Origin of the sequence: Actinomadura macrotermitis (genome assembly GCF_009604375.1) — a bacterium.
Lineage (GTDB): Bacteria > Actinomycetota > Actinomycetes > Streptosporangiales > Streptosporangiaceae > Spirillospora > Spirillospora macrotermitis.
Map to the genome: position 1 here is coordinate 784,289 of NZ_WEGH01000001.1, position 22,540 is coordinate 806,828.

Genomic DNA, 22,540 nt, shown 5'->3' on the forward strand with positions numbered 1-22,540 from the left:
CCTTGCGAGGGTGGTTAGGCGAAGACCGAGGGCGCGAGGTCCCGGTACGAGTGGTAGCCCGCCACGCTGCGCGCGGCGAGGATCGCGTTGACGACCGCCTGGGAGAACACGTCCGCGGCGGCGGCGAGGATGGCGTTGGTCTGCACCGGGTCGGGTGCGGGGGCGGCGCCGGTCGCGAGGGTGAACACGGTGTCGCCGTCGAACAGCGAGTGCACCGGGCGGATGGCGCGGGCCATGCCGTCGTGGGCGACGCCCGCGACCTTCTGGGCCTGCGCCTTGGTGAGGGTGGCGTCGGTGAGGATCGCGCCGATGGTGGTGGCGAGCGGCACGTCCGCCGACTGCGGGATCGCGGCGGCCTCGGCGTCCGTCGGCGCGGCCAGCAGGTCGCGGTCGTCGCCGTACAGGCGGCCGGTGCGCGGGTCGACGCAGGACCCGACGGCGTTGACCGCGACGACGGCCTCCACCTCGAAGCCCTCCTCGATGGTGACCGAGGCGTGCCCGAAGCCGCCCTTGACGCCGCCCGCGACCGCGCCCGCCCCGGCGCCGACGTTGCCGGTGCGGACCCGGCCGCCGCTCGCGTCGGCGCAGGCGAGCCGGCCGAACTCGGCGTCCGGGCGGTTCTCGAACGCGCCGCCCCGGCCGAGGTCGTACAGGACGGCGGCGGGCACGATCGGCACGACCTCGCGCGGTCCGGGGCCGACCGGCAGCCCGATGCCGCGCTCGGCGAGCCAGTCGGTGACGCCGCTCGCGGCGGCGAGCCCGTAGGCGCTGCCGCCGCTCAGCACGACGGCGTGCACGCGGTCCACCAGGTTGCGTGGATCGAGCAGGTCGGTCTCGCGGGTGCCGGGACCGCCGCCGCGCACGTCCACCCCGGCGACGGCGCCGTCCGGGCAGAGCAGCACGGTGGTGCCGGTGAGCCAGCCGCCGCCGATCCGTTCGTGGTGGCCGACCAGGACGCCCTTCACGCGACCACCCGCACCGGCAGGCGCTTCAGGCCGTTGGTGAAGTTCGACCGGATCCGCGCGGCGGGGCCGGCGGCCTCCAGCCGGACGCCGCGCCGCAGCAGCTCGGCCAGCACCGTGCGGATCTCCAGCCGGGCCAGGTGCTCGCCGAGGCAGCGGTGCGGGCCGCCGCGCCCGAACGCGATCTGCGGGTTGGGGTAGCGGCCGACGTCGAAGGCGTAGGGGTCCTTGAACACCGCCTCGTCGCGGTTGGCCGAGGTGTACCAGACGACGACCTTGTCCCCCGCGCGGATGCGGCGGCCGCGCAGGACCGCGTCGCGGGTGGCGGTGCGGCGGAAGTGGTGCAGCGGCGTGGTCCAGCGCAGCACCTCTTCGACGGCCGAGTCCAGCAGGTCGGGCCGCTCGCGCAGCCGCTCCCACTCGCCGGGGTGCTCCAGGAACGCCTGGACGCCGAGCGACAGCGCCGACCGGGTCGTCTCGTTGCCCGCGACGATCAGCAGCAGGAACATCGCGTCCTCCTCCTGACCGGTCAGGCCGGCCGTGGCGAGCCGCGACACCAGGTCGCCGCGCGGCGCGACGCGGCGGCGGTCGTGCAGGCGGCGGCTGTAGGCGTGCATGTCCAGCGCGGCGGGGCTGCGGAAGGGCAGCAGCCGGTAGGCGTCGCTCGCCGGGCTGTCCAGCAGCACCTCGGCCAGGTCGGGATCGGTGTTGGCGATCATGCGGTCGCCGAGCTCGATCAGCAGCGCCTCGTCGTCCTGCGGCACCCCGAGGATCTGGCACAGCACCCGGATCGGGATCGCCGTCGCCACCCGCTCCACCAGGTCGAACGTGGTGTGCGGCAGCGCGGTGTCCAGCACCGCGCGCACGGTGTCGCGGACCCGGTCGCCGTACCCGGCGACCTGGCGGCGGGTGAAGTCGGCGGTGAGCAGCCGGCGCAGCCGGGTGTGCTCGGGCGGATCGGTGTCGATCATCGAGCGGCGGGCGGCGAGGGCGTCGGGCGCCAGGTCCTCCAGCGCGGTCGCGCCGAACTGCGAGGAGTAGACGGCGGTGTCGCGGGAGACCGCGACGACGTCGTCGTGGCGGGTGACGGCCCAGAAGCCCGGCCCGTCGCGCTCGGGGTGCCAGTGCACCGGGTCCTCGCGGCGCAGCAGGTCGAAGTCGGCGTAGGGGACAGCCTCGGCATAGCGGTCGTTGTCGGTCAGGTCGATCGTGGCGAGCGTCTCGGCGGTGACGGTCATGCGTGCCACCGCGCCAGGTGCGAGCGGATGTGGTCGGGGACGGCCTCGCCCGGGTAGTACCGGTCGTAGAAGCCGACGTCCAGGTGGTGCGCCTGGTACCAGACGGTGGTGAGGAACGGGTCGATCGTCGCGGGGAAGCGGCCGTAGGCGTCCCAGACATAGCGGACCCACGTCTTGACGGCGGCGATCGCCTCCTCCGACGGGCGCGGGATGCGCTGGACGACCCGCTCGTCGCGCCAAGGACGCGGCCGGTCGCCGGTGAAGGCGCCGTCGTCGCCCCAGCGCAGGCCGACGACGAAGTCCACGGCGTCCTCGATGGTGTCGTGGTAGGGCGGGACCGCCCCCTCGAAGATGCCGTCGAGACCGACCGGGATCTCCTCGCCGGCGCCGATCGGTGCGTCGTCCGGAACGCGGTGGAACCGGAACCCCAGGCCGCCGGCCGTGCCCTCGCCGCCGATGGCGTGCCAGTGCCGCTCGCCGCCCATCGTCACCCGGCCCTTGCCGCCGCTGAACGGGTGCCCGCCGAGGCCGAGCGCCTGCGTGGCGGTGAGCAGGTTCGCCACCACCAGGCCCGACTCGACGCCGTTGGCGTCCACCATCTGCCAGCGCTCGAAGTCGGCCAGGTCCACCGGGTGGGTGTCGTCGAGCAGGCCCGACTCCACGAACGGGCGGAGCGGGTCGCCGCCGAGCCGCCGGTCGACCAGGTAGTAGCCGTGCGGCCGGTCGAAGTAGAGCAGCAGCGCCGAGATGCACTGCCGGGTCAGGTCGGCGATCGGGATGAACACCGTCGAACCGGGCGCGTTGATGAGCTGCCGGTTGAACGCGAACAGGTTGGGGCGGGCGCGCGGGATGTCCAGGCGCCCCACGCCGAGCCGGACCGCGCCCTTGTGGGCGAGGGCGTGGTCGGCCGGCTCCCGGTCCTGCACGTAGGCGCGGGGGCGGCCGTCGCGCTGCGGCAGCACGAACGTGCCGTCGTCGTTGGTCCAGAACACCTCGGTCGAGTGGTTGGCGAGCGGGCTCGGGTAGGTGCGGCCGGTGAAGGACGCGAGCTTGTCGCCGCCGGTCGGTTCGCCGTCCGCGTCCCGGAACGCCCACTCCTCCAGCACCACGCCGGTGGTGCCGGACGCCGCCGCGACCAGGACGGCCTCCTCCTGCGCGCTGAGCGCGAGCGGCACCTCGGCCGAGGAGTACTCCAGCGGCCCGGTCAGCGTCCCGCCGAGCGGGAACCGCCGCGCCCGCCGGCCGAAGACCGCCTCCAGCGCGGGGAACGCGAGCGCGTCGTCGATCCCGCTCATGCGCGCCTCAGGTAGCGGTCGGTCTCCCAGGAGGTGACCTCGGTGGTGTAGGCGGTCCACTCGGCCTCGGCGAGGACGGCGTAGTCGTGCACCGCGTCCTTGCCGAGGATCTCGGCGAGGACCGCGTCGTCGCGGGTGGCGGCGATCGCCTCGCCGAGGGTGGCGGGCAGCCGGCGGGCGTCGGCGTACAGGTCGCCGGCGCCGCGCGCCGGGGGCCGCTCCCCCGCCTCCAGGCCCGCGACGGTCGCGGCGAGCACGGCCGCGACGGCCCAGTACGGGTTGGCGTCGGCCGAGGAGGCGCGCAGCTCGAACCGGCTCGCCTCGGGCGTCTCCACCAGCGACCGGACGGCGCCGGTGCGGTTGTCGCCGCCCCAGGTGGCGCTGGTCGGCGCGAACGACTCGGCCTCGTAGCGCTTGTAGGAGTTCACCGTCGGCGCGCCGAACAGGGTGAGGCCGGGCAGGTGGCGCAGCACCCCGGCGATGGCCTGCGTCGCCAGGTCGCTCTCGCGGCCGTCGACCGGCGCGAACAGCGGCTCGCCGTGGCGCCACAGCGACACGTGCAGGTGCGCCGAGCTGCCCGACTGCCCGTTGAACGGCTTGGCCATGAACGTGGCGAGCAGGCCGTTGCGGCGGGCCAGCTCCTTCACCGCGTAGCGCAGCCGGAACGCGTCGTCGGCGGCGCCGAGCGCCTCCCGGTAGGCGAGGTTGACCTCCACCTGGCTCGGCCCGTACTCGGTGAGCACGCCCTCGACCGGGACGAACGGCTCCAGCGCGCCGATCTCGGCGAGCAGCGGGTCCAGCTCGTTGGCCTTCTCCAGCGAGTAGGCGTGCAGGCCGTCCTGCAGCGGCGTGCCGTCGGCGTTCAGCACGTAGAACTCCAGCTCGACGCCGACGCGCGCCTCGTAGCCGAGGGCGGCCAGGCGGTCGACGACGCGGCGCAGCACCGCGCGCGGCGAGGTGCGGACCGGGTCGCGGTGGTGGTCCACCACGTCGGCGAGGACGTGCGCGGCGCCGGGCCGCCACGGCAGCCGCCGGAACGTTGCGGGGTCGGGGACGGCGTACACGTCGGGGTAGCCGGTGCCCCAGTTGGTGAGGCGCGCGTCGCCCTGGACCTCGGCGACGGCGTTCCAGGCGAGGGCGGCGTCGCAGAACGGGAAGCCCTCGCCGGTCGCGCGCGGCAGGAACCGGCGGGCCGGGATGCGCTTGCCGAGGACGTGGCCGTACTGGTCGGGCCAGGCGACCTCGATCTCGGTGAGGTCGCCGTGCTCCAGCTCGGCGTCGAAGGGGCTGCTCATGCGGGGTCCGTGCTTTCTGTCAGGGTGCCGAGGCCGCGGGCCCGGCCGGGGTCGCGGCGGTGCAGCGCCGCGTACCAGGCGAGCCCGGCGAGCAGCAGCCCGGCGAAGACGTAGGGCAGCAGGCTCGTCGGCCAGGCGGGGACGGGGACGAGGTTGCGGTAGATGACGTAGCCGATCGCGGCCGCGGCGACCGCGCTGACGGCGGTCTGGAGCGGGCCGAGCTCGCCGCGCCGCCGCAGGTAGACGGGCGCGGCGAGGACGACCAGCAGGTAGGTGAGCAGGTAGCCGAAGGTGGCGGCGGTGGCGATGTAGGTGAACGCGGCGAGCGCCGTGCTGCCCGTCGCGATCAGCGCGAACGGGACCAGTGCGGCGACCGGCGCGAGCGCGTAGATCGCCAGGTGCGGGGTGCGGTGGACCGGGTGCACCCGCCCGGCGGCGGCGGGCAGCACGCCCTCGCGGCCGAGGCTGTACAGGCCGCGGGCGGCGGCGTTCAGGCTGGCCGAGGCGCACGCGACCGCCGACGCCGCGATGCCGAGGTCGATGACGTAGGACAGCCAGCCGACGCCGGCGGCCTTGGCGACGTCGTTCAGCGGCGCCGCCGACTTCGCCAGGTCGGCCGACGACCCGAACCCGATCACCTGGACGTAGGTGGACGCCACGTACAGCACGCCCGCGCCGAGCACCGTCGCCAGCACCGCGCGCGGGATGGCGCGGTAGGGGTCGCGGGCCTCGGCGCCGAGCGACGCCGAGGACTCGAACCCGACGAACGCGGCGACCGCCAGGACGGTGCCGAGCGTGATCGACCCGGCGTTCCCACCGGTCAGCGCGCCGAGCTGGGCGGTGTCGACCTTGACGCCGAAGTGGAACAGGGTGGCGGCGAGCGCGGCCAGGATCGCCGCGATCGACACGCCCTCCAGGACCAGGCCGAGCCGGGTGGACAGCCGCACCCCGCGCACCGGCGCCCAGACCGCGAGGGCGGCGGCCACCAGGACCAGCGGGAGCAGCCCGGCGCGGCCGGTGGCGGGCAGCCCGAACTCCTCCAGGAACGCCCCGAAGTAGAGCGCGGCGCCCGCGATCGTCGCGCCGGCGATGCCGGTGTAGCCGATGATCAGGCCCCAGCCGGCCGCGAACGCCGGGCCGCGGCCGAGCCCGGCGGCGGTGTAGCCGTACAGCGACCCGGCGCCGGCGGCGCGGCGGGCGAACTGGGCGACGCTGTAGCCGACCAGCAGCACGATGAGGGTGCCGAACACGAACGCGTAGACCGTTCCAGAGCCGCTGGTCAGGAATACCCCGGGAACGGTCCCGGCGACGGCGATGCTCGGCCCGGTCGCGGCGAGCGACTGGGCGAAGACGCCGATCGGCGGGACCGCGTCGCGGGCGAGGTCCTCGCGCGGCTCCGGCGGCGCGGCGACGCCGGTCATGCCGCCGCGGCCTTCAGCGTGAAGTCGGCGATGGCGGCGGCGACCTCGCGGTGGACGGTCTCGTTCAGCACGTCGTGCCGGGCGCCCTCGAACCGGGCGAGCTCGGCGTTGTCCAGCCGCACCGCCCACGTCTCGTTGCCCTCGATCGGCGCGATCACGTCGGCGGAGCCGTGCACGAACAGGATGGGCAGGGTGAGCTCGGCGAACCGCGGCCCGATCTCCTTCCAGGCGGCGCCGAGGGCGTCGCCGGGGAAGACCGCCTCGGCCTCGGTGAAGGCGAGCGGGTCGTTCTCCAGCGCGTCCAGGTAGGCGGGGTCGGCCGACAGGGCGGCCGGGTCGAGATCGACGCCGCCGTCCTCGGGCAGCTCGTCCAGCCAGTCCAGGTGGCCGAGCGGCGTGCCCGACAGGACCAGCCCGGCGTAGGGCCCGGGGTCGCGGACGGCGGCGAGGGCGGCGGCGGTGCCGCCGAGCGAGTGCCCGGCGAGCAGCAGCGGCAGGCCGTCCGCGGCGGCGATCTCGGTGAGCGCGCGGGCGTTGGTCACCAGCGGGTCCAGCGACGGGACGTGCCCGCGGCGGCCCTCCGACAGGCCGTGCCCGACCTCGTCGAGCGCCCAGACGCTGATGTCGCGGTGGTTCAGGGCGGCGGCGAGGCGGTGGTAGAGGCCCGAGTGCTCGCCGAAGCCGTGCAGGAAGACCAGGCCGGCGCGCGGCTGCGCGGCCGTCCATGAGCGGTAGTAGACGCGGCCCGCCGCGCCGTCGAAGAAGGGCATGGGATGACTCCGGACCGGGGGATGGGGGTGGTGTGGCGGGAGGGTGCTCTCAAGCTAATCCGCACCCCGTGAGTAGTCAACTAAATTGGTAGGAAAAGTTGTTTAGAGGCGCGGAACGGCCGCGAGCAGCTCTTTCGTGTAGGGATGCGCGGGCGACCCGTACAGCTCGCCGGCGTCCGCCAGCTCCACGATCCGGCCGTCGCGCATCACCGCGACCCGGTCGCTGACCTGCCGCACCACGGCCAGGTCGTGCGAGATGAACACCAGCGTCAGGTCGAACTCCTCCTGCAGCTCGGCGAGCAGCCCGAGCACCTGCGCCTGGGTGGAGACGTCCAGGGCGGTGACGGGCTCGTCACAGACCAGCAGCCGGGGGCGGAGCGCGAGCGCGCGGGCGATGCCGACGCGCTGGCGCTGGCCGCCGGAGAACTCGTGCGGGTAGGCGCCGTAGCGGCCCGGGTCCAGGCCGACGCGCGCCATCAGCTCGCGCGCGGTCTTCTCCGGCTCGGGCTCGCCGTGCACGCGCAGCGGCTCGGCGATCGCGTCGCCGACGGTGCGGCGCGGGTTCAGCGAGGCGCCGGGGTCCTGGAAGACCATCTGCACGTCGCGGCGGCGCCCGTCCCCGGCCACCTCCACCGTGCCCGCCGTCGGCTCCAGCAGCCGGACGATCAGCCGGGCGAGCGTGGACTTGCCACTGCCGCTCTCCCCCACGATGCCGAGGGTCTCGCCGCGGCGCACCTGGAAGGCGACGTCGTCCACGGCGGCCACGGCGCGGCGCCGCAGCGGCGGCCCGGACACGAAGTCGCGGCGCAGGCCGGTGACGGTCAGCAGCGGCTCGCCGGTGATCTCGCGGGTGCGGCCGGACGGGGCGTCCACACGGGGAACGGCCGCGAGCAGCTCACGGGTGTAGTCCGCCCGCGGGTCGCGCAGCACCTGCGCCACCGGCCCCTGCTCGACGGCCTCGCCGTCGCGCATCACCAGCACCCGGTCGGCGGTGCGGGCGACCACCCCGAAGTCGTGGCTGACCAGCAGCAACGCCATCCCGGTGTCGGCGCGCAGGTCGTCCAGCAGGTCCAGCAGCCGGGCCTGGACGGTGACGTCCAGCGCCGTGGTCGGCTCGTCGGCGACCAGCACGCGCGGCTCCAGCGCCAGCGCCATCGCGATCAGCGCGCGCTGCCGCATGCCGCCGGAGAACTCGTGCGGGTGGGCGCGGGCCCGGCGCGCGGCGTCGGGGATGCCGACCCGGTCCAGCACCTGCACCGCCTTCGCCGCCGCCTCCTTGCGGGACGCACCGGTGTGCGCCCGGTAGACCTCGGCGATCTGGTCGCCGACGCGCAGGAACGGGTCGAGCGAGGACAGCGGATCCTGGAAGACCATCGCGACCCCGCCGCCGCGCAGCCGCCGCAGCTCCTCGGGCGAGGCGGCGAGCACGTCGGTGCCCGCCGCCCGGATCTCGCCCGTCACCTCCGCGTCCGTGTGCAGGCCGAGCAGCGCGAGCGCGAGCGAGCTCTTGCCCGACCCGGACTCGCCGACGACGCCGAGCGCCTCGCCCTCGGCCAGCTCGAACGAGACGCCCTTGACCGCCTCCTGGGAGCCGAACCGGATGCGCAGGTCGCGGACCGAAAGGACGGGGGTCATATGAGCTTCACTCTCGGATCGGCCACCGCCGACAGCACGTCGGCGACGGCGTTGGACAGCACGACCGCGGTGCCGGCCAGGAGCGTCACCCCGACCACGACCGGCAGGTCCACCGAGCCGACCGACTCGACGGTGAGCCGGCCGACGCCCGGCAGGCCGAACATCGTCTCGGTGAGCACCGAGGCCGTCATCATCTGCGCCACCTCCACCGCGGTGATGGTGATCAGCGGGGTGAGCGCGCCGCGCAGCGCGTGCCGCCGGATCACCTGGCGCTCGCGCAGCCCGTAGGCGCGGAACGTGCGGATGTGGTCCTCCACCAGCGTCTCCAGCGCGCCGGCGCGGGTGATGCGGGCGAACACCGCGGCCTGGATCAGGCCGAGCGCGGCCCACGGCAGGATCAGGTTGCGCGCCCACTCCCCGGGGTTCTCGGTGAGCGGCACGTAGGCGGGGAACGGCAGCCACTGCAGGTAGGCGCAGAACACCATGAGCAGCAGCAGGCCGACCAGGAACACCGGGGTGGCGTAGCCGACCAGCGTCACCCCGGTCAGGAGGCGCTCCTCGGGGCGGCCCTGGCGGAGCGCCGACAGCAGGCCCGCCGAGACGCCGAGCAGCAGCGCCACGACCTCGGCGCCGAACGCCAGCGACAGCGACACCGGGAACCGGCTCGTGATCAGCTGCAGCACCGGCTGGTCGGACTGGAAGGAGTAGCCGAGGCACGGCGCGGCGCAGTGGTCGACGTCGGGCCCGGCCGCGTAGTCGCGGCCGGCGACCAGCCCCTCCAGGAAGTGCCAGTACTGGGCGTACACCGGTTCGGCGAGGCCGAGCTTCTCCCGGGTGAGCGCGAGCCGCTCGGCGTTGCAGCCGCGCCCGCAGGCGAGGACGGCCGGGTCGCCGGGCGTCAGGTAGAACAGGGCGTACACGATCGCCGACAGGACCAGCAGGACCGTGACGACGGCGCCGAGCCGGCGCAGCAGGTACCAGGTCATGCGCGGGCGCTCCAGCGGGGGTCGGCGGCCTTGCGGACGCCGTCGGCGAACAGGGTGAAGGCGAGCAGCGTCAGGAACAGCAGGCCGCCGGGGACGAGCACGTACATCGGGTCGGTGCGGAACCAGGTCGTCGCGCTGGACAGCATCTGCCCCCACGAGGGGGTGGGCGGGCGGACGCCCGCGCCGAGGAACGACAGCCCCGCCTCCTGGACCATGTTGATCGGCGCCTTCAGCGCCGCCAGTACCAGCAGCGGCGTGGTGAGGCCGGGCAGGATCTCGCGGACCGCGATCCGGGCCGGCCCCGCCCCGCTGAGGCGGGCGGCGTCCACGTACTCGCGGGTGCGCAGCGACAGCGCCTGCGCGCGGGTGACGCGGGCGACGTTGCCCCAGCTCACCAGCGAGATGACGGCGGCGAGCAGCAGCGGGCGCGGCACCGACTGCGGCACGATCGCCATCAGCGCGAGCGCCAGCAGGAACGGGGGGAAGGCCAGCGACAGCTCGATCAGCCGGCTGAGCACCGCGTCCGCCCGGCCGCCGCCGAGGCCCGCGCCGAGCCCGATCACGACGCCGAACAGCATCTCCAGCACGGTCGCGCCGAACGCGACGCCGAGCGAGACCCGGGCGCCGTGCACGACGCGGGCGAACACGTCGCGGCCGGTGCCGGGCTCGACGCCGAGCCAGTGCTCGCCGCTGATCCCGCCGAGCGCGCCCGTGGGGACGCCGCCGCGCGCCGAGTCCAGCAGGCCGCTGTGGAAGGTGGTCGGGTCCTGGCCCTCCAGCCGGGTCAGCAGCGGCGCGGCGAGCGCCACCACGATCATCACGGCCACGATGGCCAGGCCGGCCAGCGCGGCCCGGTCGCCGCGCAGCCGGCGCCACACCCGCCGTTCCCGGGGCGCGGCCCCGGGAACGGCGGCGGCGTCGACGAGGGCGGTCACTTCACCGAGACCGAGGCGACGTCGTACCAGCCGCGCCACTGGTCGACGTAGGTGTTCTTGACGTCCTTGCCGGCCAGCACCACCGTCTTCGGGTGGTACAGCGGCACCAGCAGGGCCTTCTTGCCGATCTCGGCGTCCAGGGCGCCCCAGCGCGGCGCGGCCTGGGCCGGGTCGGTGAGGGTGTTGATCTGGTCGATCTCCTTGTTCACGGCCGGGTCGTTCAGCTGGGCGAGGTTGAAGTTGCCGCCGTCCTTGAGGATCTGCCGCCCGTCGAAGATCGGGATGAGGAACGGGCCGCCGGCCGGCCAGTCGGCGCCCCACGACTGCAGCGTGAGCGCGGGCTGGGTGGCGGGCTTGCCGACGAGCGTGCGGTAGTCCTCCTCGCCGAGCGGCTTCTGCTCGACGGTGACGCCGGCCTGCTTCAGCGCGTCCTGCACGGCCGCGGCGACCTTCGGGCCGTAGCCCTCGCCGTCGGTGTTGGGGAACGACAGCTCGATCTTCAGCCCGCCCGCGTGCCCGGCCTGCGCGAGCAGCTCCTTGGCCTTGGCCGGGTTCCCCGACTCCCCGGCCGGGAAGTGGTCGTAGGGCTGCTGGCCGAACGCCTTGCCCTCGGGCAGGAAGGTGGTCGCGGGCGCGGCGAGCGCGGAACCGCCGACGGCGTTCACCACCGACTGCCGGTTGATCGCGTAGGCGATGGCCTGGCGCACCCGGATGTCGTCGAACGGCTTCTTGGTGACGTCGAAGGCCAGGTACTTGGTCTCGCCGAACACCCCGCGCGCGACGCGCTTGGCGAGGGCGGGGTCGCTGTCCAGCCGGGCCAGCTGCTCGGGGCCGACCGAGGCGTCGGTGGTGATCGCCCTGGCGTCCGCGCCGGCGCTGCTGACCAGGCGCTGGTTGATGACGGAACGGTCCAAACCGGCGGTGACCTCGATCCGGTCGGGGCAGGCCAGGCGCTGGCCGTCCACCGAGCGGGACCAGTGCGGGTTGCGCACGAGCTTGAGGGTCTTGCCCGTCTCGTACTTCTCGACCTTGTAGGGGCCGCTGGAGACCGGGGCGTTCTGGTACTTGGTGCCGGTGTCCTTGGCCTTCGGGACCGGCGCGAACTGGGTGGCGGTGGCCAGGTAGGGGAAGTCGCCGTGCGGGGCGCGCAGCCTGAAGACGATCGTCTTGTCGTCGGGGGTCTCGATCGACTTCAGCTCGCCGCCCTTGTAGGGGCCCTTGTAGTCGGCGCCGCCGACCAGCCAGTCGTGCAGGTAGGGGGCGCCGCCGGGCAGGTCGGGCGAGAACGAGCGCTCGATGCCGTACTTGACGTCCTTGGCGGTGATCGGGCTGCCGTCGTCGAACTTCAGCCCGTCCTTCAGCGTGTAGGTCCAGGTCCTGGCGCCGTCGCTCGGCCGGCCGAGGTCGGTGGCCAGGTCCGGGACGGGCTTGAAGCCGCCCTCGCCGGCGACCCGCTGCCGGGTGGTCAGCGTCCGGTAGACCAGCGACGGCAGCGCGCCGCCGCCGGAGGTGTACAGGGTGGCCGGGTCGAACTTGGACAGACCGCCCTGGTTGAGCACGGTGAGCGTGCCGCCCTGGCAGGTCTTGGGGTCGAACGCGGCGCTGGACGCGGTGCCGGACGCGCCGCCGCAGGCCGCGGTGGCGGCGGCGGTCGTCAGCAGGGCGGCACCGAACAGGGCGGTGGGTCTCATCCTCATGGCGGATGAACGTAATGCGCCACCCGCCGGTTTGCAACTTTTCCTACTTGGTTAGTAGAAATATGGCGGCGCGGAACCCCGCCGCGGCGGGCGGGCAGGTCAGAGGGCGGGGGCGAAGACCCACTTCTTGTAGGACCAGTAGCGGAACGCCGACCCGAGGACCAGGCCGACCAGCAGCCCCATGTTGTAGGCGACGCCGCCGTGCAGGCCGAGCGTGTAGTAGGTGAACCCGGTGCACAGCACCTGGATCAGCATGCCGACGCCGTTCAGCCCGAAGAAGATCACGAACTCCCGGCCGGACGCCGCCGCGTCCTCGCTGCGGAAGGTCCAGTACCGGTTCAGCAGGTAGGAGCTGACGGTGGAGGCGATCGTCGGGACGACGACGCTGGTCAGCGGGCCGCCGCCGAGCAGGTGGCGCAGCACGTTCGCGCCGCCGATGGTGATCACGGTGCCGAGGAAACCGACGAAGCCGAAGCTCAGCAGTTCACGGACGAAAAGGCGGTAATCCCGCGCAGCCTTGACCGGTTTGACCGGTCTTGACCGCTGCAAGGTGTTCACTTGTCCAGACCTTACCCGAGCGTGGCATACCGCCGGGCGGCAACCCGGGTAAAAAGGATCAGCGTCCGCCGCCGGTGCCCGCCCCCGCGACCAGGGCGATCAGCCCGGCCGCCCGCCTCCCGGCCCGGCGTTCCGGACGGCCGGAAGCCCGCCCCGGCAAGCCGGGACGACCGGGCGGGGGCGCCGGGAAGATCCCGGCGGCCCGCACCCCGCCGGCCGCGCCGAAGGTGACCGGCGCCACCACCGCCGCCCCGGCCCCCGACCGGGTGAATCCGGCCACGACGGCCTACCCGGAGACGAGCTCCCCCAGCGGGACGCCGGGATCGGCCAGCCGCGCCGGGTCCACCGGCCAGCCCGACCTGATCAGGCCCTGGATGTCGCCGGTGACGTCCCAGACGTTGACGTTCATGCCCGCCACGACCCGGTCGCCGGCCAGCCAGAACGCCACGAACTCCAGCGACGCCGGATCGCCCCGGAAGACCACCCGGTCGTACTCCCCCGGCGCCGGGGCGCCCGACATCTCCATGCCGAGGTCGTACTGGTCGGTGAAGAAGTACGGGATCTTGTCGTAGGAGACCTGCTGCCCCAGCATGGACCGCGCGGCCAGCGGGCCGCCGTTCAGCGCGTTCTCCCAGTGCTCGACCCGGACCCGGCGCCCGAGCAGCGGGTTGACGGCGTTCGCGACGTCGCCCGCCGCGAAGATCGCCGGATCGCTGGTGCGCAGCGCCTCGTCCACGCGGATCCCGTTGTCGACCTCCAGGCCCGCCGCCTCGGCCAGCCCGGTGTTCGGCGTCGCGCCGATCCCGACGACCACCACGTCGGCGGGGATCTCCGCGCCGCCCGCGGTCACCACCGCCGACACCTGCCCGGCGCCCCAGAACCCCGCCACGCCCTCGTCCGGCCGCAGCACCACGCCGTGCCGCCGGTGCAGGTCCGCGAAGACCCGCCCGACCTCCTCGCCGACCACGCCGTACAGCGGCACCGGCTGCGGCTCGATCACGGTGACGTCGTTGCCGTAGGCGCGGGCCGCCGCGGCCGTCTCCAGCCCGATCCAGCCCGCCCCGGCGATCACCACCCGGCGGCCGCCCGGCGCGAGCGCCTCGCGCAGCCGCGCCGAATCCCCCAGCGTCCGCAGGTAGTGGATGCCCGCCAGCCTGGCGCCGGGCACGTCCAGCCGGCGCGGGGACGCCCCGGTGGCGAGCAGCAGCCGGTCGTAGCCGATCCGCTCCCCGCTCTCCAGCACCACCTGGCGCGCCGTGCGGTCCAGCGCCCGGACCCGGGTGCCGAAGTGCGCCTCGACGCCGTGCCCGTCGTACCAGTCGGCCGCGTGCACGTGCGCCTTGTCCCGGGGTTCCTTCCCCAGCAGGAACCCCTTGGACAGCGGCGGCCGCTCGTACGGCCGCTCGACCTCCTCGCCGAACAGCAGCACCCGGCCGGCGAAGCCCTCCTCCCGCAGCGTCTCGGCCGCCTTGGCGCCGGCCAGGCCGGCCCCGACGACGACGAACGTCTCCTCGGGCATGGCGCTCACCTCCGCGTTCTCGTCTCTGTATCCCTACAGCGGCGATCCGAATGAGACAAGGGCCCCAGACGGCGCGTCAGGTCGGAATGCTCCGGCCGGAGAGAAGCCGGTGGCGGGTGATCGCCCATGTACACAGCGGTGAGCGACGCCGACCGGTCCACCACAACACGTCAGGGCAGGATGCTCCGGCCGGAGAGAAGCCGGTGGCGGGTGATCGCCGAGGTGTCCGTGAGCGACGCCAGCTGGTCGACCACCGCGCGCAGCCGGGCCGCGTCGTCCTCGGCCTCCACGAACGCCTGGCGGAACGCCGGGTCCAGGGTGGCGGGCGCCCCCGCCAGCAGCAGGTCGGCCAGCTCCAGGATCAGCTCGCGCTGCCGGGCCCGGCTCTCCTCGTGGCTGATCCACACGTAGTGCGCGGTGATGCCCTTCAGCAGCGCGCACTCCAGCCGCTGCGCGCGCGGCACGATCAGGTCGGCCGCGTACCGGGTGAGCGGGCGGTCGCCGTAGGCCTGCCGGGTGGCGTGCTCGGCGGCCAGGCAGAACCGGCCGATCAGCGAGCTGGTCAGGTTCTTCAGCGCCGCGAGCGCGCGCTGGGTGCCGTCGTAGCGGTCGGGCCAGTACGGCTCGCCCAGCAGCACCGTGAAGCGCTCCTCCAGCTCGGCGGTCTCGGCCACCAGCGGCGACCCGGCCCGCTCGGGGCGGCGGCCTCGCGGGAACGGCCGGCCCGGGTGGGCGTCGCCCGCCGCCGGCTCGGTGCAGTACAGCTTGACGGCGGTCTCGGCGACCAGCCGGCGCTCGGCGGGGTCGGCCAGCCGGGCGAAGTCGATGTGCCCGACGACCAGGGCGTCCTCCAGGTCGTGCACGGAGTAGGCGACGTCGTCGCTCCAGTCCATGACCTGCGCCTCGAAGCAGGTCCGGCCGTCGGGGGCGCCCTCGCGCACCCAGTCGGCGTAGTCGGTGTCGTCGGAGTAGACGCCGAACTTGCCGTTGACGGCGTCCTGCTGCGACCAGGGGTACTTCATCGCCGCGTCCAGGGCGGCCCGGGTCAGGTTGAGGCCGACGCTGCGGCCGTCCGGCGCGAACGACTTCGGCTCCAGCCGGGTCAGCACCCGCAGGCTCTGCGCGTTGCCCTCGAAGCCGCCGCAGGGCTGCGCGACGACGTCCAGCGCCGCCTCGCCGTTGTGCCCGAACGGCGGGTGCCCGATGTCGTGCGACAGGCAGGCGGTCTCCACCAGGTCGGGGTCGCAGCCGAAGGACCGGCCGAGCTCCCGGCCGACCTGCGCGCACTCCAGCGAGTGCGTCAGCCGAGTGCGCAGGCTCTGCACGTTGTCGGCGGGCTCGGCGCCGGGCGAGGCCACCTGGGTCTTGGCGGCCAGCCGGCGCAGCGCCGCGCTGTGCAGCACCCGGGCCCGGTCCCGCTCGAAGGCGGTGCGGTCGCGGCGCTTGGCGGCCTCGGGGGCCCGGCGTTCCCGGTCACGGTCCGAATAGTCCCTCATCAGGGCACCAGGGTACGCGTCACTCACCGGGACCGGTCTGCTCCGGGTCGGTCTTGATCCGCTTGATCGTCTCGCTGGGCGTCTTCACGCTCTTGCCGAGGAAGACATAGGACAGGTAGCCGCCGGTCTCGCGGACGATGTAGTGGAACTGGGTGTCGCGGGTCTGCACGCTCGGGCCGCTGCGGGTCGGCGACGCCGCCGCCTTGATCCCGTTGTCCTCGGCCATCCGCTTGGAGCGCAGCCCGTGCCACGGGTCGGTGACGATCACGCCGGACTTCCAGCCGCGGGCCTTGTATTCCCGGCCGAGGGCCTGGAAGCTCTGCAGGGTGTCGCGGCCGACGGGCACCGCCACCACCCGGTCGGCGGGCACCCCGCCCTTGTTGACCAGCCACTTGCGGCCCGACTCGGCCTCGGTGAAGTTGTCGCCGGGGGCCTTGCCGCCGACGGTGACGATGCGCGGCGCGACGCCCTGCCGGTACAGGTCCAGCGCGTGCTGCAGGCGCCACTTCAGCGTCGGCGAGGGGACGCCGTTGTACTGCGCGGCGCCCAGCACGATGATGGTGTCCGACACCGGCCGCTCGTCCTGGCGCGCCTGGTACCAGACCCGCGCGCCGACGGCGAGCGGCACCAGCACCACGATCGCGAGCAGGCCGAGGACCACCGACACGGTGATCACGAACGCGCGGGAACGGGGCCTGCGCCCCCGGCGGCCCGTGCGCCGGGCGGGCTCGTCCTGCTCGTCCGGCTCCTGGTCCGGCACCTCGTTTTCCAACGTCATCGCCTTAGCCACGTTAGTTAGATGGTCGGCGCGACGCCCGGAGTTCACAAGCCTCGTGGCCGTTTCGATGTGACATATTAGGGGGCCGCCCCGGGAACCCGGGACGGCCCCCTCACCGTCTCATCGGATCGGCCTCAGCCGGTCAGCGGTGATCGCTGCCGACGGCCTCGATCGCGGCCCGGCCGGCCTCCAGCCGGGCCACCGGGACGCGGAACGGCGAGCAGGACACGTAGTCCAGCCCGACCTCGTGGCAGAAGTGCACCGAGTCGGGGTCGCCGCCGTGCTCGCCGCAGATGCCGAGCTTGATCCCCGGCCGGGCCTTGCGGCCCTCCTCGGCGGCGATCCGCACCAGCCGCCCGACGCCCTCGCGGTCCAGCGTCTCGAACGGCGAGACGCCGAAGATGCCGGCCTCCAGGTAGCGGGAGAAGAACGCCGCCTCGACGTCGTCGCGGGAGAAGCCCCAGGTGGTCTGGGTGAGGTCGTTGGTGCCGAAGGAGAAGAACTCGGCGGCCTCGGCGATCTGCCCGGCGGTGAGCGCGGCCCGGGGCAGCTCGATCATGGTGCCGATCAGCGCCGGGACGTCCACGCCGGTCTCCCGCGCCACCTCCGCCAGCACCTGCTCGGCGTCCTCGCGGACCGCCTCCAGCTCCTGCACGGCGCCGACGAGCGGGATCATGATCTCCGGCCGCGGGTCGCCGCCGGCCTTGCGGCGGTCGGCGGCGGCCTCGGCGATGGCCCGCACCTGCATCGAGAACAGGCCGGGAATCACCAAACCGAGCCGCACACCGCGCAATCCGAGCATAGGGTTCTGCTCGTGCAGCCGGTTGACCGCCTCCAGGAGCCTGCGGTCCTGCTCGGTCGCCTTGTCGCCGGCAAGGGCGATCTTGACCGAGAGCTCGGTGAGGTCGGGGAGGAACTCGTGCAGCGGCGGGTCGATCAGCCGGATGGTGACCGGCAGCCCGTCCATGGCCTCGAAGATGCCGGTGAAGTCCGCGCGCTGCAGCGGCTCCAGGGCGTCCAGCGCGTCCTGGCGCTCGCTGTCGCTCTCGGCCAGGATCAGCTTCTCCACCAGCTGGCGCCGGTCGCCGAGGAACATGTGCTCGGTGCGGCACAGGCCGATGCCCTGGGCGCCGAAGCGGCGGGCGCGCGCGGCGTCCTCGGGGTTGTCGGCGTTGGCGCGGACCTTCAGCGCGGCGGCCTCGTCGGCGTGCTTCATGATCCGGTCGACGGCCTGGACGAGCTCGTCGGCGTCGGCGGCCAGCTCGCCCTCGAAGTACTGCACCACCGGCGAGTCCATGACCGGGACCTCGCCGAGGTAGACCTCGCCGCTGGTGCCGTCGATGGAGATGACGTCGCCCTCGCTGACGACGGTGCCGTCCGGCGCGGTGAACTTCCCGGCCTTGACGTCGACCTCCAGCTCCTCGGCGCCGCAGACGCAGGTCTTGCCCATGCCGCGGGCGACGACGGCGGCGTGCGAGGTCTTGCCGCCGCGCGAGGTGAGCACGCCCTGCGCGGCCACCATGCCGGCCAGGTCGTCGGGGTTGGTCTCGCGGCGGACCAGGATGACGTCCTCGCCCTGCTCGGCGAGCTCCTTGGCGCGCTCGGAGGTGAAGACGGCCTTGCCGACGGCGGCGCCCGGGGAGGCGTTCATGCCCTTGGTCAGCCTGGTGACGCCGTCCATCCTGGCGGTGTCGAAGCGGGGGAACATCAGCTGGGCGAGCTGGTCGCCGGTGATGCGGTCGGTCGCCTCGTCGGCGTCGATGAGCCCCTGGTCGAGCAGCTGGCAGGCGATGCGGAACGCCGCGGCGGCGGTCCGCTTGCCTACTCGGGTCTGGAGCATCCACAGCTTGCCGCGCTCGATCGTGAACTCGATGTCGCACATGTCGCGGTAGTGGTTCTCCAGCCGCTCCATGATGTCCAGCAGCTGGTCGTAGGAGGCCTTGTCGATACGTTCCAGGTCGGTCAGCGGCACGGTGTTGCGGATGCCGGCGACGACGTCCTCACCCTGGGCGTTCTGCAGGTAGTCGCCGTAGATGCCCTGCTGGCCCGAGGCGGGGTCGCGGGTGAAGGCGACGCCGGTGCCCGAGTCCTGGCCGAGGTTGCCGAACACCATCGAGCAGATGTTGACGGCGGTGCCGAGGTCGACCGGGATGCGCTCCTGGCGGCGGTACAGGATCGCGCGGTCGGCGTTCCAGGAGTCGAAGACGGCCTTGACGGCCAGGTCCATCTGCTCGCGCGGGTCGCTCGGGAAGTCCCGGCCGGCGTGCTCGCGGACGATGCCCTTGAAGGTCTCGACCAGGCCGCGGAAGTCGGCCGCGTCCAGGTCGCCGTCGTCCTTGGTGCCCTTGGCGTCCTTGGCGGCCTCGATGGCGTCCTCGAACAGCTCGCCCTCGATGTCCAGCACGGTCTTGCCGAACATCTGGATGAGGCGGCGGTAGGAGTCCCAGGCGAACCGCTCGTCGCCGGCCTGGGCGGCCAGGCCCGCGACGGACTCGTCGTTCAGCCCGATGTTGAGGACGGTCTCCATCATGCCGGGCATGCTGAACTTGGCACCCGAGCGCACGCTGACCAGCAGCGGGTCGCCGGCCTCGCCGAGGCGTTTGCCCATCGCCTCCTCCAGCGCGGCCAGGTGCCGGTCCACCTCCTCCTGCAGCCCTTCGGGAAGGCTCCCGTGGCCGAGGTAGTGACGGCAGGCCTCCGTAGTGATCGTGAACCCGGGAGGCACGGGCAGTCCGAGGTTGGTCATCTCGGCGAGGTTGGCGCCCTTGCCACCCAGCAGATCCTTGAGGTCTTTGTTTCCCTCAGTGAAGTCGTACACGAACTTCGGCACGGGGAGCTCCTTCTCGCTCCGGTTCCACCCAACACCAGGGCACGGCGCCATCCCCCGGGGGACGCCTCCTCGCGTCGTCCCAGGCCATGGCGGCCCGAAGCCCTGTTTGCGGGGACTGTACCCATGAAGTCGACCTTGCCTCGCCGCCCGTTCACCTTCAGGACGTCTTCGCAGGTCAGCGGGGTCTTAATGGTCTACTCCAATAGCGACATCCCCGACAGATCCACTCGGGAACCACCTGAACGCGTGGCGTACGCATGACGAACGAGAGGGAATGATGGAACACGGAGGTGAGGCTGTGAGGCCTATGGTCGCCGGTGGCCGGGCGGGAGATCCGTTCGCCCCGATCGCCGATTTCGGGTTCCTGTCGGATTGTGAGACGACCGCGCTGGTCGCGCCGAGCGGGAACATCGAGTGGATGTGCCTGCCCAAGATGGACTCGCCCAGCGTGTTCGGGTCCATCCTGGACCGGGACGCGGGCTACTTCCGGCTCGGCCCGGCGGGGGTGGAGGTCCCCGCCGCGCAGCGCTACATCCCGGGCACCATGGTGATGGAGACCACCTGGTGGGTGCACGGCGGCTGGCTGGTGGTGACCGACGCGCTGCTGATGGGCCCCTGGCACCACGAGACGGAACGTTCCCACACCCACCGGCGCGCGCCCACCGACTACGACGCCGACCACGTCCTGCTGCGCATGGTGCGGTGCGTGAACGGCCAGGCCCAGGTCCGCCTGGACTGCATGCCGGTCTTCGACTACGGCCAGACCCCGGCGCAGTGGGAGCACACCGGCGTCGGCTACCACGAGGCGGTGGCCCGCGGGAACGGCATCAACCTGCGGCTCACCACCGACATGAACGTCGGGTTCGAGGGGTCGCTCGCCACGTCGCGGACGCTGCTGAAGCAGGGCGACGCGCGGTTCGTGGCGCTGTCGTGGAGCGAGCACGAGCCGCCCGGCACCTACGCCGAGGCCAGCGAGCGGCTGGTGTGGACCGTGCACCACTGGCAGCACTGGCTGGACCGCGGCCGCTTCCCCGACCACCCCTGGCGCAGCCACCTGCAGCGCAGCGCGCTCACCTTGAAGGGGCTGACCTACGCGCCGACCGGCGCGGTCGCGGCGGCGGCGACCACGTCGCTGCCCGAGGCGCCCGGCGGCGACCGCAACTGGGACTACCGCTACACCTGGATCCGCGACTCCACGATGGCGCTGTGGGCCTTCTACACCCTCGGCTACGACTGGGAGGCCAACGACTTCTTCTACTTCATCACCGACGTGGCCGAGGCCGCCGAGGGCAAGCTGCAGATCATGTACGGGCTGGACGGGCGCGAGGAACTGCCCGAGTCCACGCTGGATCATCTGAGCGGCTACGACAACGCCCGCCCGGTGCGCATCGGCAACGAGGCCTACATGCAGGCCCAGCACGACGTGTGGGGCGCGATCATCGGGTCGATCTACATGTTCGTGCGCAAGCGCGACCGGCTCGACGACCGGCTGTGGAAGATCGTGGTGAAGCAGGTCGAGGACGCGGTGCAGAACTGGCGCGTCCCCGACTGCGGCATGTGGGAGGTGCGCGGCGCGCCGCAGCACTTCACCTCCTCCAAGGTGTTCTGCTGGGTCGCCGCCGAGCGCGGCGCCCGGCTCGCCCGCATCCGCGGCGACGACGAGCGCGCGCGCCGCTGGCAGCGGGCCGCCGACGAGATCCACGCCGACGTCCTGGACAACGCCCTGGACGACCGCGGGGTGTTCACCGCGCACTACGGGGCGACGTCGCTGGACGCCTCGGCGCTGCTGATCCCGCTGCTCGGCTTCCTGCCCGCCGACGACAAGCGGGTCCGCGAGACCGTCCTCGCCATCGCCGACGAGCTGTCGGAGGACGACCTGGTACTGCGCTACCGGGCCGCCGAGACCGACGACGGCTTCGACACCGAGGAGGGCACCTTCACCATCTGCTCGTTCTGGCTGGTCAGCGCCCTGGTGATGATCGGTGAGCTGGAGCGCGCCCGTGCCCTCTGCGAAAAGCTGCTGTCCTACGCCAGCCCGCTGCAGCTGTACGCCGAGGAGATCGACCCGCACAGCGGCCGGCACCTCGGCAACTTCCCGCAGGCGTTCACGCACCTGGCGCTGATCAACGCGGTCATGCAGGTGATCCGGGCGGAGCAGGGCGAGCACGAGTCGCCGCTCGCCTGACCCGCCGGCCGCCGCCCGTCCGGGCCCGTCCCTCCCCCGGGACGGGCCCGTCGCCGTTGGCCGGCGGTTCCGGGAGGGGACGCGGCCCCTTCCCTCACTCGCGCCCCGCCAACCTCGTCCGGCTGGCGGGTTCCGGCCAGCCCCCGTGGCTCCTCACCCATTGCCGGGACCGGAAAGGTGAATTACTTTCACGCTACCACCCCGTAACCGGACAAAGGAGTACCCGGTGGCACATTTCAGACAGGCCGTCGTCCTGGGGGCCGCCGCCCTCACCGCCCTCGCCGTGGCCGCCCCGCCGGCCTCGGCGGCGACCACCACCATCCGCAAGGGCAGCGCGGCCGCCGCCCCCTACAGCGGCAACGTCCGCGCCTCGCTCCTCGGCACCGCCTCGGTGACGACCTCGCTCGGCTCGGGCACCTGCAACTCCTCCACCATGTCCGGCTCCATCCAGTCCAACGGCAGCGCGCTGAACATCACCGCGGCCTCGTTCACCAACGTGCCCGGCCCCGCCTGCCCCGGCGGCGGCGGGACCGTCACGGTCACCACGCTGAACCTGCCCTGGACCGGCGGCTCGGTCGTCTACGACTCCGCCCACACCGCCAACCGCGACGCCGCCGTCACCATCGCCGGCTTCAAGGTGAAGGCCGTCGCCAGCATCCTCGGCGGCATCACCTGCTACTTCGGCGGCAACCTGACCGCCAACGGCTACAACCCCGACAACCCCAACCGGCCGAACACCTCCGTCGCGGCCGCCGAGGTCGGCGTGAACGGCGCCACGGTGAGCAAGCAGAGCGGCAGCAACTTCCTCTGCCCGGCCACCGCCACCGTCACCGCCACCTACCAGCTCCAGGGCGAGACGACGGCCGGGAACTACAACCAGCAGCTCTACGTGACCCCCTGACCCCCCGCCGCACAAAGCGAACGGGCCGCCCCGGTGAGG

18 protein-coding genes are annotated in these 22,540 nt (G+C 73.2%); 2 read left to right on the forward strand and 16 right to left on the reverse strand.

Going from position 1 to position 22,540, the window contains the following annotated elements; all coding sequences use genetic code 11:
• Positions 1 to 14 precede the first annotated feature (14 nt).
• The 16 genes from ACRB68_RS40930 to ppdK form a co-directional block, all read right to left on the reverse strand.
• Entirely contained in the window at positions 15 to 965 is a 951-nt protein-coding gene (locus tag ACRB68_RS40930; protein WP_328593704.1) for a P1 family peptidase, read from the reverse strand.
• A complete protein-coding gene (locus ACRB68_RS40935; RefSeq protein ID WP_235958726.1) occupies positions 962 to 2,200 on the reverse strand; it encodes a cytochrome P450 in 1,239 nt (412 codons plus the stop codon). The genes ACRB68_RS40930 and ACRB68_RS40935 overlap by 4 nt, the downstream gene beginning before the upstream one ends.
• Positions 2,197 to 3,495 (reverse strand): hypothetical protein, encoded by a 1,299-nt coding sequence (locus tag ACRB68_RS40940; RefSeq protein ID WP_235958727.1) that lies wholly within the window; start codon positions 3,493 to 3,495, stop codon positions 2,197 to 2,199. Before ACRB68_RS40940 ends, ACRB68_RS40935 begins: the two co-directional genes overlap by 4 nt.
• Entirely contained in the window at positions 3,492 to 4,790 is a 1,299-nt protein-coding gene (locus ACRB68_RS03620) for a glutamine synthetase family protein (protein ID WP_153530813.1), read from the reverse strand. Before ACRB68_RS03620 ends, ACRB68_RS40940 begins: the two co-directional genes overlap by 4 nt.
• Positions 4,787 to 6,211, reverse strand: coding sequence for an APC family permease (locus ACRB68_RS03625; protein ID WP_153530814.1), 1,425 nt, complete (start codon positions 6,209 to 6,211; stop codon positions 4,787 to 4,789). The genes ACRB68_RS03620 and ACRB68_RS03625 overlap by 4 nt, the downstream gene beginning before the upstream one ends.
• A complete protein-coding gene (locus ACRB68_RS03630) occupies positions 6,208 to 6,981 on the reverse strand; it encodes an alpha/beta fold hydrolase (protein WP_153530815.1) in 774 nt (257 codons plus the stop codon). Before ACRB68_RS03630 ends, ACRB68_RS03625 begins: the two co-directional genes overlap by 4 nt.
• Positions 6,982 to 7,083: 102 nt before the next feature.
• Entirely contained in the window at positions 7,084 to 8,616 is a 1,533-nt protein-coding gene (locus ACRB68_RS03635; protein ID WP_153530816.1) for a dipeptide ABC transporter ATP-binding protein, read from the reverse strand.
• Complete coding sequence (locus ACRB68_RS03640) at positions 8,613 to 9,602, reverse strand: ABC transporter permease (RefSeq protein ID WP_153530817.1); 990 nt, start codon at positions 9,600 to 9,602, stop codon at positions 8,613 to 8,615. Before ACRB68_RS03640 ends, ACRB68_RS03635 begins: the two co-directional genes overlap by 4 nt.
• Positions 9,599 to 10,537, reverse strand: coding sequence for an ABC transporter permease (locus tag ACRB68_RS03645; protein ID WP_328593705.1), 939 nt, complete (start codon positions 10,535 to 10,537; stop codon positions 9,599 to 9,601). Before ACRB68_RS03645 ends, ACRB68_RS03640 begins: the two co-directional genes overlap by 4 nt.
• The gene (locus ACRB68_RS03650; protein ID WP_207709565.1) at positions 10,534 to 12,234 is read right to left on the reverse strand and encodes an ABC transporter substrate-binding protein; all 1,701 of its coding nucleotides are present in this window, start codon (positions 12,232 to 12,234) and stop codon (positions 10,534 to 10,536) included. The genes ACRB68_RS03645 and ACRB68_RS03650 overlap by 4 nt, the downstream gene beginning before the upstream one ends.
• A 99-nt stretch (positions 12,235 to 12,333) precedes the next feature.
• Positions 12,334 to 12,792, reverse strand: coding sequence for a GtrA family protein (locus ACRB68_RS03655; protein WP_328593706.1), 459 nt, complete (start codon positions 12,790 to 12,792; stop codon positions 12,334 to 12,336).
• A gap of 58 nt (positions 12,793 to 12,850) precedes the next feature.
• Complete coding sequence (locus tag ACRB68_RS03660; protein ID WP_153530818.1) at positions 12,851 to 13,072, reverse strand: hypothetical protein; 222 nt, start codon at positions 13,070 to 13,072, stop codon at positions 12,851 to 12,853.
• Positions 13,073 to 13,078: 6 nt separating this feature from the next.
• A complete protein-coding gene (locus tag ACRB68_RS03665; RefSeq protein ID WP_153530819.1) occupies positions 13,079 to 14,311 on the reverse strand; it encodes an NAD(P)/FAD-dependent oxidoreductase in 1,233 nt (410 codons plus the stop codon).
• A gap of 170 nt (positions 14,312 to 14,481) precedes the next feature.
• Positions 14,482 to 15,807: a deoxyguanosinetriphosphate triphosphohydrolase gene (locus tag ACRB68_RS03670; protein WP_153530820.1), complete on the reverse strand. Its 1,326-nt coding sequence runs from the start codon at positions 15,805 to 15,807 to the stop codon at positions 14,482 to 14,484.
• A 19-nt stretch (positions 15,808 to 15,826) separates the two neighbouring features.
• Positions 15,827 to 16,585, reverse strand: coding sequence for a YdcF family protein (locus tag ACRB68_RS03675; protein WP_153530821.1), 759 nt, complete (start codon positions 16,583 to 16,585; stop codon positions 15,827 to 15,829).
• A 142-nt stretch (positions 16,586 to 16,727) separates the two neighbouring features.
• Positions 16,728 to 19,415, reverse strand: coding sequence for a pyruvate, phosphate dikinase (gene ppdK / locus ACRB68_RS03680; RefSeq protein ID WP_328593707.1), 2,688 nt, complete (start codon positions 19,413 to 19,415; stop codon positions 16,728 to 16,730).
• A 307-nt stretch (positions 19,416 to 19,722) separates the two neighbouring features.
• On the opposite strand from ppdK, the gene ACRB68_RS03685 reads away from it, so the two are divergent.
• Together ACRB68_RS03685 and ACRB68_RS03690 are read left to right on the forward strand one after the other, a co-directional pair.
• On the forward strand, positions 19,723 to 21,600 hold the full coding sequence (locus tag ACRB68_RS03685) for a glycoside hydrolase family 15 protein (protein ID WP_153532245.1): 1,878 nt from the start codon (positions 19,723 to 19,725) through the stop codon (positions 21,598 to 21,600).
• Between the two features lie 226 nt (positions 21,601 to 21,826).
• A complete protein-coding gene (locus ACRB68_RS03690; RefSeq protein ID WP_153530823.1) occupies positions 21,827 to 22,501 on the forward strand; it encodes a hypothetical protein in 675 nt (224 codons plus the stop codon).
• The last annotated feature ends 39 nt before the right edge of the window (positions 22,502 to 22,540 follow it).